The organism is Lactococcus sp. AK05 (genome assembly GCF_041026685.1).
Classification (GTDB): domain Bacteria; phylum Bacillota; class Bacilli; order Lactobacillales; family Streptococcaceae; genus Lactococcus; species Lactococcus lactis.
Genome location: NZ_JBFTEI010000001.1, coordinates 189,117 through 205,338 on the forward strand (window position 1 = coordinate 189,117; position 16,222 = coordinate 205,338).

At 36.5% G+C, this 16,222-nt stretch carries 15 protein-coding genes; 13 read left to right on the forward strand and 2 right to left on the reverse strand.

Annotation, left to right across the window (positions count from 1 at the left end; all coding sequences use genetic code 11):
- Positions 1–62 precede the first annotated feature (62 nt).
- The 6 genes from atpA to AB6B24_RS00975 all read left to right on the forward strand — a co-directional run bounded on the left by atpA (position 63) and on the right by AB6B24_RS00975 (position 7,332).
- Positions 63–1,565, forward strand: coding sequence for a F0F1 ATP synthase subunit alpha (gene atpA / locus AB6B24_RS00950; protein WP_004255265.1), 1,503 nt, complete (start codon positions 63–65; stop codon positions 1,563–1,565).
- Between the two features lie 15 nt (positions 1,566–1,580).
- Entirely contained in the window at positions 1,581–2,450 is an 870-nt protein-coding gene (locus AB6B24_RS00955; protein ID WP_153241527.1) for a F0F1 ATP synthase subunit gamma, read from the forward strand.
- A 132-nt stretch (positions 2,451–2,582) separates the two neighbouring features.
- Entirely contained in the window at positions 2,583–3,992 is a 1,410-nt protein-coding gene (gene atpD, locus AB6B24_RS00960) for a F0F1 ATP synthase subunit beta (RefSeq protein WP_047206668.1), read from the forward strand.
- A 198-nt stretch (positions 3,993–4,190) separates the two neighbouring features.
- Entirely contained in the window at positions 4,191–4,616 is a 426-nt protein-coding gene (locus AB6B24_RS00965) for a F0F1 ATP synthase subunit epsilon (RefSeq protein WP_047206667.1), read from the forward strand.
- A 115-nt stretch (positions 4,617–4,731) separates the two neighbouring features.
- Positions 4,732–5,379 carry a hypothetical protein gene (locus AB6B24_RS00970; protein WP_311803156.1) on the forward strand — a complete coding sequence of 216 codons (648 nt, stop codon included), beginning with the start codon at positions 4,732–4,734 and terminating at the stop codon, positions 5,377–5,379.
- Positions 5,380–7,332 carry a hypothetical protein gene (locus AB6B24_RS00975; RefSeq protein WP_311803155.1) on the forward strand — a complete coding sequence of 651 codons (1,953 nt, stop codon included), beginning with the start codon at positions 5,380–5,382 and terminating at the stop codon, positions 7,330–7,332.
- A gap of 58 nt (positions 7,333–7,390) precedes the next feature.
- On the opposite strand, the gene AB6B24_RS00980 is transcribed toward AB6B24_RS00975, so the two are convergent.
- Entirely contained in the window at positions 7,391–8,134 is a 744-nt protein-coding gene (locus AB6B24_RS00980) for an amino acid ABC transporter ATP-binding protein (protein ID WP_047206660.1), read from the reverse strand.
- A gap of 15 nt (positions 8,135–8,149) precedes the next feature.
- Entirely contained in the window at positions 8,150–10,294 is a 2,145-nt protein-coding gene (locus tag AB6B24_RS00985) for an amino acid ABC transporter substrate-binding protein/permease (protein WP_153241525.1), read from the reverse strand.
- Positions 10,295–10,663: 369 nt separating this feature from the next.
- Between AB6B24_RS00985 and AB6B24_RS00990 the strand changes: the two genes are divergently transcribed.
- The 7 genes from AB6B24_RS00990 to AB6B24_RS01020 all read left to right on the forward strand — a co-directional run bounded on the left by AB6B24_RS00990 (position 10,664) and on the right by AB6B24_RS01020 (position 16,222).
- Positions 10,664–11,320, forward strand: coding sequence for a VTT domain-containing protein (locus AB6B24_RS00990; protein WP_003132768.1), 657 nt, complete (start codon positions 10,664–10,666; stop codon positions 11,318–11,320).
- Between the two features lie 167 nt (positions 11,321–11,487).
- Entirely contained in the window at positions 11,488–12,348 is an 861-nt protein-coding gene (locus AB6B24_RS00995; RefSeq protein ID WP_311803154.1) for a shikimate dehydrogenase, read from the forward strand.
- A complete protein-coding gene (gene aroB, locus AB6B24_RS01000) occupies positions 12,345–13,415 on the forward strand; it encodes a 3-dehydroquinate synthase (protein WP_311803153.1) in 1,071 nt (356 codons plus the stop codon). The genes AB6B24_RS00995 and aroB overlap by 4 nt, the downstream gene beginning before the upstream one ends.
- A gap of 110 nt (positions 13,416–13,525) precedes the next feature.
- Positions 13,526–14,449, forward strand: a complete 924-nt coding sequence (locus AB6B24_RS01005; protein ID WP_029344282.1) for a DMT family transporter — start codon at positions 13,526–13,528, stop codon at positions 14,447–14,449.
- 111 nt (positions 14,450–14,560) lie between these two features.
- Positions 14,561–15,160, forward strand: coding sequence for a DUF1054 family protein (locus AB6B24_RS01010; RefSeq protein WP_311803152.1), 600 nt, complete (start codon positions 14,561–14,563; stop codon positions 15,158–15,160).
- A gap of 4 nt (positions 15,161–15,164) precedes the next feature.
- Positions 15,165–15,761 carry an HAD family hydrolase gene (locus tag AB6B24_RS01015; RefSeq protein ID WP_311803151.1) on the forward strand — a complete coding sequence of 199 codons (597 nt, stop codon included), beginning with the start codon at positions 15,165–15,167 and terminating at the stop codon, positions 15,759–15,761.
- Positions 15,761–16,222, forward strand: a complete 462-nt coding sequence (locus AB6B24_RS01020; RefSeq protein ID WP_058213347.1) for an NUDIX domain-containing protein — start codon at positions 15,761–15,763, stop codon at positions 16,220–16,222. The genes AB6B24_RS01015 and AB6B24_RS01020 overlap by 1 nt, the downstream gene beginning before the upstream one ends.

Sequence of the window (16,222 nt, forward strand, 5' to 3'; positions counted from 1 at the left end):
TAACTGCAGTTTAAAGCTAAATAGCCTTGAACTAGTAAAAATTTCTAGAAGGGAGCATATTTTTGGCAATTAAAGCTAATGAAATCAGCTCACTGATTAAAAAACAAATTGAAAATTTCACACCAGATTTTGAAGTTGCTGAAACTGGTGTCGTTACCTATGTTGGTGACGGTATCGCCCGTGCCTATGGCCTTGAAAATGCGATGAGCGGTGAGCTTGTTGAGTTTTCAAATGGTGTCCTTGGTATGGCGCAAAACTTGGATGCGACAGACGTTGGTATTATCGTACTTGGTGATTTCCTCTCAATTCGTGAAGGTGACACTGTAAAACGTACAGGTAAAATCATGGAAATCCAAGTTGGTGAAGAACTCATCGGACGTGTTGTAAATCCACTTGGACAACCTGTTGATGGACTTGGAGAACTTAATACTGGTAAAACTCGTCCTGTTGAAGCAAAAGCTCCTGGTGTTATGCAACGTAAATCAGTCTCTGAACCATTGCAAACTGGTCTTAAAGCGATTGATGCCCTCGTTCCAATTGGACGCGGACAACGTGAATTGATTATCGGAGACCGTCAAACAGGTAAAACATCAGTCGCTATTGATGCAATCTTGAACCAAAAGGGTCAAGATATGATCTGTATCTATGTTGCGATTGGACAAAAAGAATCAACTGTTCGTACACAAGTTGAAACGCTCCGCAAACTCGGTGCGATGGATTATACAATCGTCGTAACTGCGTCAGCTTCTCAACCTTCACCACTTCTTTACATCGCTCCTTATGCTGGAGCTGCAATGGGTGAAGAATTCATGTACAACGGTAAACACGTCTTAGTTGTTTATGATGATTTATCAAAACAAGCGGTTGCTTATCGTGAACTTTCACTCTTGCTCCGCCGTCCACCAGGTCGTGAAGCATACCCAGGTGACGTGTTCTACTTACATTCACGTCTTTTGGAACGTGCTGCCAAATTGTCTGACGATCTTGGTGGTGGTTCAATGACTGCATTGCCATTCATTGAAACACAAGCCGGAGATATCTCAGCTTATATTGCAACAAACGTTATCTCTATTACTGACGGTCAAATTTTCCTTGAAAATGACTTATTCTATTCAGGTGTACGTCCTGCCATCGATGCTGGTTCTTCAGTTTCTCGGGTTGGTGGTGCTGCACAAATCAAAGCCATGAAGAAAGTTGCTGGTACTTTGCGTCTTGACCTTGCGTCATTCCGTGAACTTGAAGCCTTTACTCAATTTGGTTCTGATCTTGATGAAGCGACTCAAGCAAAATTGAATCGTGGTCGTCGTACCGTTGAAGTTTTGAAACAACCATTGCACAAACCATTGGCTGTTGAAAAACAAGTTTTAATTCTTTATGCATTGACTCATGGTCATCTTGATGATGTTCCAGTTGATGATGTTCTTGATTTTGAAACAAAAATGTTCGATTTCTTCGATGCAAATTATGCAGAACTCTTGAACGTGATTACTGAAACTAAAGATTTGCCAGAAGAAGCAAAACTTGACGAAGCAATTAAAGCATTCAAAAATACAACGAATTATTAATAAGGAGGCTAACTAATGGGAGCTTCACTTAATGAAATAAAAACTAAGATTGCCTCAACGAAGAAAACAAGTCAAATAACTGGAGCCATGCAAATGGTTTCCGCTGCGAAACTTCAAAAAGCTGAATCTCATGCGAAAGCATTTCAAATTTATGCTGAAAAAGTTCGTAAAATTACAACTGATTTAGTTTCCTCAGACAAAGAGCCAGCAAAAAATCCAATGATGATAAAAAGAGAAGTCAAAAAAACTGGCTATCTTGTAATTACTTCGGATCGTGGACTTGTCGGTGGCTATAATTCAAATATTTTGAAATCTGTCATGAATACTATCCGTAAACGTCATGCTAACGAAAGTGAATACACTATTCTTGCACTTGGCGGTACTGGAGCAGATTTCTTCAAAGCACGCAATGTTAAAGTTTCTTATGTCCTTCGTGGTCTTTCAGATCAACCAACTTTTGAAGAAGTTAGAGCGATTGTCACAGAAGCGGTAACTGAATATCAAGCAGAAGAATTCGATGAACTCTATGTTTGCTATAATCACCATGTGAACTCATTGGTAAGTGATGCACGTATGGAAAAAATGTTGCCTATTTCTTTTGAAGCATCAGGTCAACAAAAACCATCTCTTGAAACATTTGAATTAGAACCAGATCGTGAAACAATCTTAAACCAATTGTTGCCACAATACGCTGAAAGTATGATTTATGGTTCAATCGTTGATGCTAAGACAGCAGAACATGCTGCAGGGATGACAGCAATGCGTACTGCAACTGATAATGCTCACTCTGTTATCAATGATTTGACTATTCAATACAACCGTGCTCGTCAAGCATCAATTACGCAAGAAATTACGGAAATCGTTGCAGGAGCCTCAGCTCTTTAATTTACTGATAGAAATTCTGTCAGTGATGGCTTTGAATCTTAATTGTTTTTGTCAGTAAAATTTTTACTGAAAAACATAAAAATGAATAGAAATTCTGTTCTTTGACAGAAAATAAAAACAGGAGGAAAAACATTGAGTTCTGGTAAAATTACTCAGGTTATCGGTCCCGTCGTTGACGTGGAATTTGGTTCTGATGCCAAATTACCTGAGATTAACAATGCCTTGATAGTCTACAAAGATGTCAATGGCCTAAAAACAAAAATTACTCTTGAAGTTGCTTTGGAACTTGGTGATGGTGCAGTTCGTACAATCGCTATGGAATCTACTGATGGCTTGACTCGTGGACTTGAAGTCCTTGATACAGGTAAAGCAGTCAGCGTTCCTGTTGGGGAAGCTACTCTTGGTCGTGTTTTTAACGTCCTTGGTGATGTTATTGACGGTGGGGAAGAATTTGCTGCTGATGCAGAACGTAATCCTATCCATAAAAAAGCTCCAACATTTGACGAATTGTCAACTGCAAATGAAGTTCTCGTAACTGGGATTAAAGTTGTCGATTTGCTTGCACCTTACCTTAAAGGTGGTAAAGTTGGACTTTTCGGAGGTGCCGGAGTTGGTAAGACCGTCCTTATTCAAGAATTGATTCACAACATCGCCCAAGAACACGGAGGTATTTCTGTGTTTACTGGTGTTGGGGAACGTACTCGTGAAGGGAATGACCTTTACTGGGAAATGAAAGAATCAGGCGTTATTGAAAAAACTGCCATGGTCTTTGGTCAAATGAATGAACCACCAGGAGCACGTATGCGTGTTGCCCTTACTGGTTTGACAATTGCGGAATATTTCCGCGATGTTCAAGGTCAAGACGTATTGCTTTTCATTGACAACATCTTCCGTTTCACACAAGCTGGTTCAGAAGTTTCTGCCCTTTTGGGACGTATGCCTTCTGCCGTTGGTTACCAACCAACGCTTGCTACTGAAATGGGGCAATTGCAAGAACGTATCACTTCTACTAAGAAGGGTTCTGTTACATCTATCCAAGCGATTTATGTCCCTGCCGATGACTATACTGACCCAGCGCCAGCTACAGCCTTCGCTCACTTGGATGCAACAACTAACTTGGAACGTCGTTTGACACAAATGGGTATTTATCCAGCCGTTGACCCACTTGCTTCATCATCACGTGCGCTTACACCTGAAATTGTTGGTGAAGAACACTATGAAGTGGCAATGGAAGTTCAACGTGTTCTCCAACGTTATAAAGAATTGCAAGATATTATTGCCATTCTTGGTATGGATGAATTGTCTGACGATGAAAAAGTTCTCGTTGGACGTGCACGTCGTATCCAATTCTTCCTTTCACAAAACTTCCACGTTGCGGAACAATTTACTGGTCAACCTGGTTCATATGTACCAATTGACAAAACTGTTCATGACTTCAAAGAAATTTTGGAAGGTAAATATGACGAAGTCCCTGAAGATGCTTTCCGTGGTGTAGGTCCAATTGAAGATGTACTCGAAAAAGCAAAATCAATGGGTTATTAATTCGATTTCTGATGAATTGAGAAAGTGAAAATACTCTATTGACTAAAAAAATTACTGACAAAAAATTACTGACAAAAAATTCTGTCAGTAAAAGTTGATTGAATTGTAAAATTTGAGTGACTGTTAGAGTTTTGTATTTAGAAAAGTATTTTTTATCTTTGTAATTTAAATTTTCATAGAAAAAATTGGAGGAATCGAATGTCTGAAAACGTCATGACGCTTCAAGTAATTACCCCTGCTGGTATGATTTACGATCACCATGCAAATTACATTACTGCTCGAACTACGAATGGTGAAATTGGTATTTTGCCAAATATGATTTCAACTATTGCTGGACTTGAAATTGATGAACTCAAAGTTCGTCGTCCAGACGATGAAACACACGTGGATTATATTGCAGTAAATGGTGGAATTATCGAAATAAAAGATAGTCTTGTAACAATTGTTGCGGACTCCGCTGAACGTAATCGCGATATTGATGTTTCGCGTGCGGAACGTGCAAAAATTCGTGCGGAAAAAGCACTTGAAGTTGCTAAAGCTGAGAAAAAATCAGATGAAATAAAGAGAGCGGAAGTAGCACTCCATCGAGCGCTCAACCGATTGAACGTTTCGTCTCATAGATAAAAAGCACCTACGGGTGTTTTTTTATCTCAGATTAAAATGTTGCAAAAACAAGACATTAATGTTAAAATTATAAATAGTAATGATTTGAGAATCTAAGAAATAAGTGAGGGAGAATGTGATTCTTGATTATTGTCGAGATCTGTTTGATATCCTAGAAAATTTAGAAGTGCTTTTAAAAAGTTCAGAAAAATTAAGAGAGGATTATCAGCAAAAAATAACAGACCAGATAGCGCGTCAGGCATCGATTTTAGATATTTTAGTTTCAATTGGAATGATTGTTTATTTAATGCCAGACAAGACAGTATTTTTTAGTAATCTGGTTCCGGGTACAGGACCTGTTGACCTGTTTTTTAGAATGTCTGCAATTACTTTTCTCTCTTTAGTTTTGGGTTATGGAGCCAGATTAGGATTGACTTGGCTTTGGCAACGGAATTTTTTACCGGCTGGAAGAAAAGATATTGCACGTTTATTTAAAAAGAAATATTTAAGAAAACAAAAAGAGATAGTTGAGCAAATTCAAAGAGTTTTGGACAGTGAAATGATAAAAGATTCAAAACTGCCGAGCGATTATATGAATACAAAAAGTCTTAATTATATTATAGATTGTTTGGAAGCAGGGGAAGTCAATACCTTAAAAGAAGCCATTAATTTATTAGAATTAGAATCGCGTGATTCGCATGTCCATTCTTTAATTAAGACTGAAAATAATACTATCACAAGAGCATGGACCTTGATTAGAAATGACAAAGAAGAAAGGAGTTAAATGAAAAAAATTAAATTAATAATTAGCGAAAAAAATGTAATTTTTGGACTACTTTTAGTAATTTTTGTTGTTGGATTTTTTCCGAATATAAACTTTAACTCTGACTCTCTAAGTCATGGAAATGTAAAAATTGAAAATAAAGTTGCTGCGGATACGATAACTGATGTTGCTGAAAAAGAAACAGTAACAATTAATTTTTATGATTCGGTGAATCGCAACTCTAAAGTCCAAAGTTCAGAAACAATGACAGTTAATGTTGGTGAGTATGTTTGGCCCGTTAATTTGGGTGATACGGCAGACCAATCATTAAAAAATGTCTATCATATCTACCAAATTCCCCAAATTGCTAATTATACTTATCAGTCCAGTAGTCAATCATCGCCCTTACTTGTCACTGATAATCCAGCAAATAATGTTATAAATCTTTATTATAAGAATGATAAACAACAGAGTCAGGTAACGATTAATTTCTTTAATTCAGAAAATCAGTCCTCTAAAGTTCAAGATTCAGAAACAATGACCGCTAATGTTGGTGAATATGTATGGGCAGTTGATTTTGGTGCAATGGCGAATCAGTCGTTAAGTAATGTCTACCATATGTACCAAATTCCTCAAATTGCTAATTATACTTATCAGTCCAGTAGTCAATCAACAGCCTTGCTTGTCACTGATAATCCAGCAAATAATGTCATAAATCTTTATTATAAAAGGGATAAGAGTCAAGTAACAATAAATTACCTTGATTCTGATAGCGGTAAATCGATTAGTCCTTCTAAAAATGTAGACGTCAATGTTGGCGATTATGTTTGGATTATTTCTTTTGCTAATAAAAGTACAGAACAGTTCAAAATGGGAATTTATTGGTGTGTTGCTCCCCCAATTACAGGTTATTCCTTTGACCATGGAACACCAATTAAAGTAAAAGAAAATCCAGAAGAAAATGTGGTTAATCTCTACTATAATGCTGACCCTCTTCCTGCCAAATATACCTTTAATTATGAATATGCAAAAGATACACCAGATCAATCTGAGACGCTTCCTCCGTCGCAAATAGTTGAAAAAGGGGATTCTGTTTCATCTAAGCTTCCCTACGGTTATTCAATTTCAAAAGTTGTAAATGTAGATGATGAAAATGAGTCTTATTCAAGTCTTGAAGAGGCACTTGAGAACCAAAAGGGCAGTGAAGCAAAAACTTTTAGAGTAATTGTTTCAGCAAATAAAAGCAGTTTAAAATTAACCGTTCATGAGCCAAATGGCGAAATTAAAATAGAGGATTTCTCTGGACTTTATGGGGCAACTTATCAGCTTCCAATTGAGAAAAACTTGATTTTTAATGGAAAAAATTATCATGCTATCATCACAATTACTAAAAGAGATTGGCGGATGGGCACTAGTATTAGTCTTGCCCAAAGTCCTGATGAAATTGCTTCTTTATTAAAAGATAATATTTTAGTTGGAAAATATGACAGTTCAGTCATTTCAATCGATGTCTCTTATAAGGAAGAAGGAATAGTACCAATTCCTCCTTCTGATGGTGGAGATAATAGTAGCTCGTCAACACAATCTTCAGAAAAAACTGCGGACAAAACGGATACTGAAAAAAATAATGAAGATAAAATAGTTTCTTCAACTACCACTCCTCCACCAGCAAGTAAAGAAAAAGAAAGCTCAGTAGAGAAGAAAAAAGAAGTCGAACAAGTTCATTCAGAAAATAAAGTCATACCTAAAAAAGAAATAAAACTTCCCTTAGCACCACCAACTCCATCATTTTCTACGGCGAAAAAAGTGATAGCTAGCCCATCAGTTACAAGTGAAATCAACCAAGAAGCACACATTCTTAAAATGAGAATTGCAGGTGCGGCTGGACTTGCTACTGGTACTGTCTCAGCTTATGGCATTTTACGAGCTTTAAAAATGATGATTCAACATTTTGGTAAGCTAGGTAAATTTTAGATAAGTGAGTTAAAGTCAATTGAATATAAAAAAAGCACCCTGGGGTGCTTTTTTTTATTTATGCATTCAGAACTTTTGATAAGAAGTCTTGTAAACGGGGATGCTTTGGGCTATCAAAGAGTTCTTCTGGTGTACCATCTTCCAAGATAACTCCACCATCCGTAAAGATTACGCGGTTAGCAACTTTACGTGCAAAGCCCATTTCGTGAGTAACAATAAGCATTGTCATTCCTTCTTCGGCCAATTTTTGCATAACGGCTAGTACGTCACCAACCATTTCAGGGTCAAGTGCTGAGGTTGGCTCGTCAAAGAGCATAACGTCAGGATTCATTGCGAGGGCACGGGCGATAGCAACACGTTGTTTTTGACCTCCTGAAAGCATTTCAGGCATTGCATCTTTTTTATCTAACAAGCCAACTGTTTCAAGAAGTTGAATTGCTTTTTTATCTGCATCGTCTTTTGACATCTTTTTCAGTTCAACTGGAGCATAAGTAATATTTTGCAACACAGTCATATTTGGGAAAAGATTGAAATGTTGGAAAACCATTCCAACGTTTTGACGAACAAGATTAAGATTTGTATTTTTATCAGTAAGGTTAAATCCGTCAATAATAATATCGCCAGAAGTAGCTGTTTCAAGCCCATTTAAAGCTCTAAGAAAAGTTGATTTTCCAGAACCCGAAGGGCCAATGATGCAGACTACATCACCTTTTTCAAATTTTGTTGTAATTCCTTTTAGAACTTCGTTTTTTCCAAAAGATTTGTGAAGATCAGTGACTTCGATTTGAGTATTGATTCCCATATTAGTATGTTCTCCTTATTTCATTCTTTTTTCTACACGACGTCCAATCCACATCAAGAAGAGGAGGACAATCATGTAAACTAAACCAATTAATCCATAAACACGGAAGGCTTGGAAGTTACGTGCCACAATAATTTGACCTGTTTGGAGCAATTCAACAAGTCCGATAACTGAAACTAATGTTGTATCTTTCAATGTGATGATGAATTGGTTAATCAAACTAGGGATTGTAATTTTAATGGCCTGAGGTAAGATAACTTTGCGCATTGATGTCAGGTAAGTCACACCGAGTGAACGACTGGCTTCCATTTGTCCAGAAGGTACAGCTTGAACACCAGAACGAACGATTTCTGCAATATAAGCAGAAGAGTTCAAAGTAAGGGCAATAACACCCGCTGTAAATTCATTAAGTGGTGATTGATGACCAGTAATGATTTGTAACAGGTTAGGAATTCCGTAGAAGATAAAGATTGTTAATACTAAGAGCGGAATTGAACGGTTAAGGTCAACATAGACGCGTGCAATTGTACGAAGAATCTTGCTTGGAGCTACTGAGAAGAGTCCAAAGATAATTCCGACGATCATTGCTAAGATAAATGAGAGAATGGCAAGTTCAAGTGTAACGAGTAAACCATGGCCAATTTGTTCCCAGTTATTTTGTAAAATACCAAAGAAAGTATTTTCTTTTGCACTTGATTGGATTGTTTTAGCATCACTAGCTAAATATTTATCAATAATTTTATCATATTCACCATTGGCACGGAGATTTGCTAAACCATTGTTAAACATTTCAATCAACTCTGGATTGCTTCCTTTTTTAACAGCAAATCCATATTGTCCGTCAGGAATTGGTTTAATTGGAGTGGCAAATTTTTGCCCTTGTTTAATGGCGTATTTAATGACGGGTTCGTCATCCATTAGAGCATTGATAGAACCGTTATTCAATGATGAATACATGGTTGTTGCATCAGTGAAAGTTTTTACAGTGTAGCCATATTCTTTTGCATGGGCATTAAGATAATCAAAAGAAGCAGTTCCGTTTTTAGCACCAAGTGTTTTACCTTTAAGGTCTTTCCATGACTTGATAGAGTCATCTGTACTTGATGTGGCAATAGTCAAGTTTGAAGAATAGTAAGGACTACCATAATCGAAAACTTGTTTACGAGCATCAGTGATTGACATTCCTGACATCATTCCGTCAGCATGTCCAGATTGAACAGAGTCAACAGCTGCTTGGAAACCAATGAAATTCCATTTTAGTTTGAAACCTTGGTTTTTAGCAATAGCGTTAAGCAAGTCAACGTCGATACCAGTGAATTGTTTATCATCATTTTGGAATTCAAATGGAGCGAAGCTATTATCTGAAGCAATGGTGTAAACATCTTTTTTAGGTGTTGCTTTTTTAGTGGCAGTAATCCCATATTTTTTGAGGATTTTATCATAATCTCCGTTTGATTTCATTTCAGCGAGTGCTTTATTGAAACCATCGACGAGCGTTGAATTTTTGCCTTTCATTACGGCAAAACCATAGCCGCCTGGAAGGGAGATTGATGGGAAGTTCATTGCTAAATCTTGCCCTTGTTTCATAGCGTAAGAAATAACTGGAACTTCGTCCATTGCTCCAACAATATTACCAGAGCTTAGAGCGGCAAACATATGAACACCGTCAGAATAGGTTTTGATTGTGTAACCATATTTCTTTTGATTTTCTTGAAGCCATGTTTGTGCAGCAGTCCCATTTTTTGCTCCAACTGCTTTACCTTTAAGATCACTGTAATCAGAAAGTTTAGAGTCTTTAGTTGTAGCAATGGTTAATGCTGATGTATAGTAAGGATTTGAAAAATCAAAAGTTTCTTTACGTTCATCAGTGATTGTCATTCCTGCAATTACACCATCTACTTGTCCAGCTTTAAGGTTTTGGAGAGCTGCATCAAAACCAGGATATGACATTTCTAGTTTCCAGTCATTGATTTTAGCAACTTCTTGCATGATATCAACATCAATCCCTACCCATTTTTTCTGACCATTTTGAAATTCAAATGGAGCGTATGAGCTATCGGATGCAATTTTTACAGTTGTCTCGGCCTTAACCGAAGGTGCGACTAGGAAAGCTGTAACAGTGGCAAGCATCATTGCCAGAGCGAAAAATAATTTCTTCATTTTGTCTCCTCGAATATGAGATTTGAACCTATCCTTTAATATAAAAAAAATGAAAATTAAAAAAATGTTCTTCTAAATAAGTATTGGAATAACATTCTTTTAGTTTCCTATATTAGGAGCTAAGCTCAGTTTATTTTATTCTGGGAAAATTATACCACAAAAGTAGCTTATAAGCAAGTTGATGTCAGGTTTTCTGACATTGTTTGACCATTGAATTTGAGATTTCCCTGATAAAATATAAGAAAGTTGTTATTGTCAAAAAAGGCTTTTTATTGTAAAATTGAACGAGTGCTTGAATGAATTCTTCATGTATTCTATTTAAGTAAATAGAACTATTGTAAGAATTTTTAACTTTTGAAAAGGAATATTATGTTTGTACAACTTTCGATTTTTGGTTTCTTTAATGATTGGATGGCTAATTTTGCTCAGATGCCTAATGGTCATATTTGGATATATGTTGTTTTAGGGGCGATTATATTTATTGAAACAGGATTAGTAATTTTCCCTTTCTTGCCTGGGGATTCAATTTTATTTTTTGTTGGTTCTTTAGCAGCAATGTCAAATGGAAAATTATCCATTGGCTTATTGATTTTGGTGATGGGGATTATTGCCTTCATTGCTAATCTGTTAAATTATGAAATTGGTCGAAGATTTGGAGATGTCATTCCAAAACATAAATGGCTTTCTCGCTTCTTGAAACCAGAATATATGGAAGAAGCTCATCAATTTTTTGAAAAATGGGGTTCTTGGGCCATTTTCTTAGGGCGATTTATGCCAATCATTCGGACGATTGTTCCATTTACAGCTGGTGCTGGTAAAATGCCACATAAAAAGTTTATTTTCTTTAACTTTATCGGTGGTTTTGCTTGGGTTATTGTTGCCTTAGGTGCAGGATATTTATTTGGTGGAATTCCTTTTGTTAAAAAACATTTTGAAATCATCATGATTGCCATTGTCTTTGTGTCACTACTACCGGCAATTATTGGCATTTTGAAACGCGTTCTTGGAAGTCGCAAGGAAGCTTAACTTTATGATAAAATAGGACTTACAAAACTGTCAGTCCTTTTTTTTATCGATTGATATGTCAATGAGAATAGAATTTACTGACAAAGACACTAGCATAGCTGAGCCTTTTGCGTCTTGCGCAATCATGGATATATTAGTAGTTTCATCAGTAATTTTGGAGAATTTTTATGAACATTAACGGCTACACTCGTATGGCTGCTGTTGTAGCAAACCCAATTAAACACAGCTTGTCACCTTTTATTCATAATCTGGCTTTTGATTTAACGAATGAAAATGGTGTTTATTTAGCATGGGAAGTTGAGGCGGAAAAATTGCCAGCTATTGTGGAAAATGTTCGTACTTTGGACATGTATGGACTTAATATTTCAATGCCTTATAAAGGCGAAATCATCAAATTCATGGATGAATTGAGTCCGGCAGCTGAATTAATTGGAGCTGTTAATACGGTAGTTAATCAATCAGGGAAATTAACTGGACACAACACAGATGGCATAGGATTTTTCAATAGTTTAGAAAAATATCATTTCAATATCCAAAATAAACAAATACTTATTCTTGGTGGAGGGGGTGCAGCAATTGCAATTATTGCTCAGGCGGCTTTGTCTGGAGCTAAAAAAATTGTGGTCGCAGCAAGAAAATCAGCCTCATATATTCCGCTAAAAGAGAAATTGGAAAAGCTATCAGTAAAAACAGGGATTGAAATTTTACTGACAGACTTATCTGAAGCTGATAGATTACAAAAAGAGTTGAAACAGACTAACTTATTAGTAAATGCAACCTCAGTCGGAATGGATGGAGAATCTTTGCCACTGGAAAAGAACTTAGTTCTTCCTGAAAAACTTTTGGTGGTAGATGCTATTTATAAAGTAAGAGAAACACCATTTTTACGTTGGGCAAAAGAGCAAGGAGCTCAAACTGAAAATGGACTTGGCATGCTCATTGGACAGGCGGCGGAAAGCTTTTATTTATGGACAGGTAAAAAAATGCCTGTTGCGAAAATTACATTAGAAATGGAGAAAGAAGCATGAAATTAAATGTGAATTTACCAGAACATCCCTATGATGTCATCATCGAAAATGGGGCCTTGGCTAATATTGGAACTTGGGTTTCTTCATTGTGGAAGAAGCAAAAAATTGTTTTGATTTCTGATAATCATGTCAACGAACTTTATGGTCAAAAAGTTGTTGGCCAACTTGAAAAAGCAGGTTTTGAAGTGGCAACTTTTGAATTTCCGGAAGGAGAAGCCAGTAAAAATTTACTGACAGCCGAAAATGCTTGGAACTTTTGTGCCGAATTTGAATTAACTCGTTCTGATGGAATTATTGCACTCGGTGGTGGAGTGACAGGTGATTTAGCTGGTTTTGTAGCCTCTACTTACATGCGTGGCATCCATTTCTTACAAATTCCAACAAGTTTGACCGCCCAAGTGGATAGTTCTATTGGTGGGAAAACAGGAATTAATTCCAAAATGGCTAAGAATATGATTGGGACTTTTACACAACCTGACGGGGTTTTAATTGACCCAGAAGTTCTGCAAACGCTCGGCCAAAGAGAATTTCGTGAAGGATTGGGAGAGGTCATCAAGTGCGCCCTAATTGCTGACAAAGACCTCTGGAATTTACTGACAAACTTGTCAGCGGATGATTTGGTAGAAAAGCTTGATAAGATTGAAGAAATTATCTATCGGTCTTGTGAAGTAAAACGAAAAGTGGTTGTTGATGATGAATTAGACAATGGTGTGCGGCTCTATTTGAACTTTGGTCATACAATTGGACACGCTGTTGAAAATACTGCGGGCTATGGTAAAGTGATGCATGGAGAAGCAGTTGCTATCGGGATGGTTCAAATCAGTAAAATTGCCGAACTCAAAGGTCTTATGCCCAAGGGAATTACTGACCAAATCCGAAAGATGGTCAAAAAATTTGGTTTACCTGACGAATATCAACCTTGGGATGAAGAACTTTTGTTTAAAGCCTTAACTCATGATAAAAAAGCACGAGGAAGAATCATCAAAACCGTTATTGTTCCTGAAATTGGCACCGCTAAAATTAATGAAGTGACTTTTGAAGAAATGAAAGACTATCTCCAAAAATAACTTGAGTTATTCGGAGAGGAATCCTATCTAAAAATTACAAAAATGTGGTAGCATTAAAAAACTCCCAGCTTTTATAAAAGCTGTAAAAACACTTATTTAAAGGAGAAACGATGTATATTTACCTAGCTTTTGCTTTAGTTGGCGGTTTTTTACTTGCTAATCAAAATCCAATCAATGCGGATTTACGAAAAATTGTTGGCTCACCATTTTTGGCCTCTGGAATTTCCAACTTTGTTGGTTCGATTTTTTTAGGAATCATCACTTTAGTGACCAGTCAAACGCTTTTTCCTAGTTTTCAATTTGTTGGCTCACACCCAGCATGGATATGGATTGGTGGGGTTCTTGGTGGAATTTTCCTAACATCTAATGTTTTACTTTTTCCAAGATTAGGAGCTGTCCAAACGGTGATTTTACCTATTTTGGGTCAAATATTGATGGGGACACTTATTGATTCATTTGGCTGGTTTCATGCCATGCAACTTCCGATGACTCTGATGCGCTTTTTGGGAATTATCATTACTTTAGCTGGGGTTATTGTCGCGGTTGTTCTTCCTAATTTAAAAGAAAAAGAAGCAGAAACGCACCAAACTAACTTACTAGGCTGGCGAATTTGGGCGGTCATCGTTGGGGCAATGTCGGCTGCTCAACAAGCAATTAATGGCCGATTGGGAGTTTTACTTGAAAATACTGCACAAGCAGCCTTTGTTTCGTTCTTCATTGGATTTTTAGCTATTTTTATCGTGTCGCTTTTTATTGACCGCCGTTTGCCAAAAATTTCAGAATTAAAAAAAGCAAAACCTTGGAATGGAATTGGTGGATTTTTAGGAGCCTCATTCGTTTTTGCAACAGTCGTTGCTGTTCCGCAAATTGGTGCAGGGTTGACAATTATGATGGGCTTGATTGGACAAATTTTAGGCAGTATGTTGGTTCAACAATTTGGTTGGTGGCGCTCAAGTAAATATGGCATTCAAATTTGGCAAATTGTTGGGATTCTAATTATGCTGACCGGAATAATATTCATTAAATTTTTATAAAGTAGCTAGTAATATGGAACAGGGCTTCACGCTCACTGCCTTCCGTCTGCGCGTTCACTAAGCAGTAATACCTGTAAAAGAACTTAGAAAATTGAGGATAATCACTCTAAAATGTTTACTCAAAAATCATTTGAAATTTTTAAAATAGAAGGTTTAGAACCAAGAATGACTGAGATTCGTTCTGAAATTCAACCTGTTTTTTCTGAAATTGGTCAAAAGTTACTGACAGAGCTGTCAGTAAAAATTCCAAATCAGGAATTTTACTTTCACATTGCTCAACATCGCAGAAGAACAGCAAATGCGCCTGAAAATACTTGGTCAGCAATTTCCACAAAAGCCCGTGGTTATAAAATGGAAGCCCATTTTCAATTAGGAATTTGGGAAGATTACGTTTTTATTTATTTATCAATGATAGACCAGCCTAAAAAGCAAAAAGAATACGCCAACTTACTGACAAATCTGTCAGTAGAAAAGTTACTGACAGAAGATTTCGTAATCTCAAAAGACCATACAAAAGCAGAAACTCATCCCCTGTCAGCATTTAGAGAAGCCGCTGAACGCTTAGGAAAAGTAAAAAAATCTGAATTGGAAATTGGACGGCTTTGGCCTAAAGAAAAATTTAACGGTAAAGAGGACTCAATAATTCTAGCGGAAATGATAGAAACAATTGATCAACTCCTACCGATTTATCAAAAATTAATGGAGGCCTAATCTAATGACGACATTTATTTGGGATTTAGATGGAACACTAATTGATAGCTATGAGGTGTTTTTAGAAGCCTTGTCCGAATCATTTGCAAACTTTAATCGACCATTTGATCGAGAAACAGTATATAATTTTATAAAGGGTCAATCAGTCAATGCTTTACTAAAAGAACAACCCGTTCCATTTCAAGAAATAAAAGAAGATTTCACGGCAAATTCGACAGCTAAAAATGACAAAATTAAATTAATGGTTGGTGCAAAAGAGGTTTTAGATTGGACTCAAAAAGAAAAGATTCAAAATTTCATTTATACTCACAAAGGCAAAAATGCTTATGATTTGCTTAATCAGCTGGAAATTTCACCCTATTTTCTAGAAATAGTCACTTCTGAAAATGGATTTAAAAGAAAACCTCATCCTGAAGCAATCAATTATTTACTTAAAAAGTATAAATTAAAGCCTGAAGAAACCTATTATATTGGTGACCGAATCCTTGATATTGAAGCAGCCCATAATAGTGGCATTCAATCAATCAATTTTCTTTCAGCAAAAAACTCACAGCAAATTAATAAATTAACAGATATTATTCAAATATTTGAGGAAAATTAATGGCAGATTATATTAAGTGGTTACGTAGTAAAGTTGGGCACCAACAAATCATAACCGTTGCGCTTGTTGCCTTTCTTGAAAATGAAAATGGTGAAGTCCTGCTTCAAAAAAGAATGGATTCAGGACTTTGGGATTTACCTGGGGGGTGTTTGGAACTGGGTGAGACGCTTGAAGAAGCTTTACGTCGTGAAGTTTATGAAGAAACGGGAAGTAATGATTTTGAAATTCTCAAACAATTTGCTACCTATAATTGGGGAGACTTTTCCTATCCAAATGGGGATAAAGTTCAACCAATAGATATTTGCTACGCCTGCAAAATATCTAAAAAATCAATTGATTTAGAATACCAAGACGAAGAGACAAAAGCGCTCGCTTGGGTAAATTTAAAAACAGATAATAAGCCTCTGTTCAATCCAAAAATGCAGCAGGCAATCAATGACTATCTAAAAATGGAGGTATAA

Bases quoted from the DNA above. Each gene is read 5' to 3' on its own strand.
- AB6B24_RS00955 (WP_153241527.1), top strand. From the start codon at position 1,581: ATGGGAGCTTCACTTAATGAAATAAAAACTAAGATTGCCTCAACGAAG.
- AB6B24_RS00965 (WP_047206667.1), top strand. From the start codon at position 4,191: ATGTCTGAAAACGTCATGACGCTTCAAGTAATTACCCCTGCTGGTATG.
- AB6B24_RS00975 (WP_311803155.1), top strand. From the start codon at position 5,380: ATGAAAAAAATTAAATTAATAATTAGCGAAAAAAATGTAATTTTTGGA.
- AB6B24_RS00980 (WP_047206660.1), bottom strand. From the start codon at position 8,134: ATGGGAATCAATACTCAAATCGAAGTCACTGATCTTCACAAATCTTTT.
- AB6B24_RS00985 (WP_153241525.1), bottom strand. From the start codon at position 10,294: ATGAAGAAATTATTTTTCGCTCTGGCAATGATGCTTGCCACTGTTACA.
- AB6B24_RS00990 (WP_003132768.1), top strand. From the start codon at position 10,664: ATGTTTGTACAACTTTCGATTTTTGGTTTCTTTAATGATTGGATGGCT.
- AB6B24_RS00995 (WP_311803154.1), top strand. From the start codon at position 11,488: ATGAACATTAACGGCTACACTCGTATGGCTGCTGTTGTAGCAAACCCA.
- aroB (WP_311803153.1), top strand. From the start codon at position 12,345: ATGAAATTAAATGTGAATTTACCAGAACATCCCTATGATGTCATCATC.
- AB6B24_RS01005 (WP_029344282.1), top strand. From the start codon at position 13,526: ATGTATATTTACCTAGCTTTTGCTTTAGTTGGCGGTTTTTTACTTGCT.
- AB6B24_RS01010 (WP_311803152.1), top strand. From the start codon at position 14,561: ATGTTTACTCAAAAATCATTTGAAATTTTTAAAATAGAAGGTTTAGAA.
- AB6B24_RS01015 (WP_311803151.1), top strand. From the start codon at position 15,165: ATGACGACATTTATTTGGGATTTAGATGGAACACTAATTGATAGCTAT.
- AB6B24_RS01020 (WP_058213347.1), top strand. From the start codon at position 15,761: ATGGCAGATTATATTAAGTGGTTACGTAGTAAAGTTGGGCACCAACAA.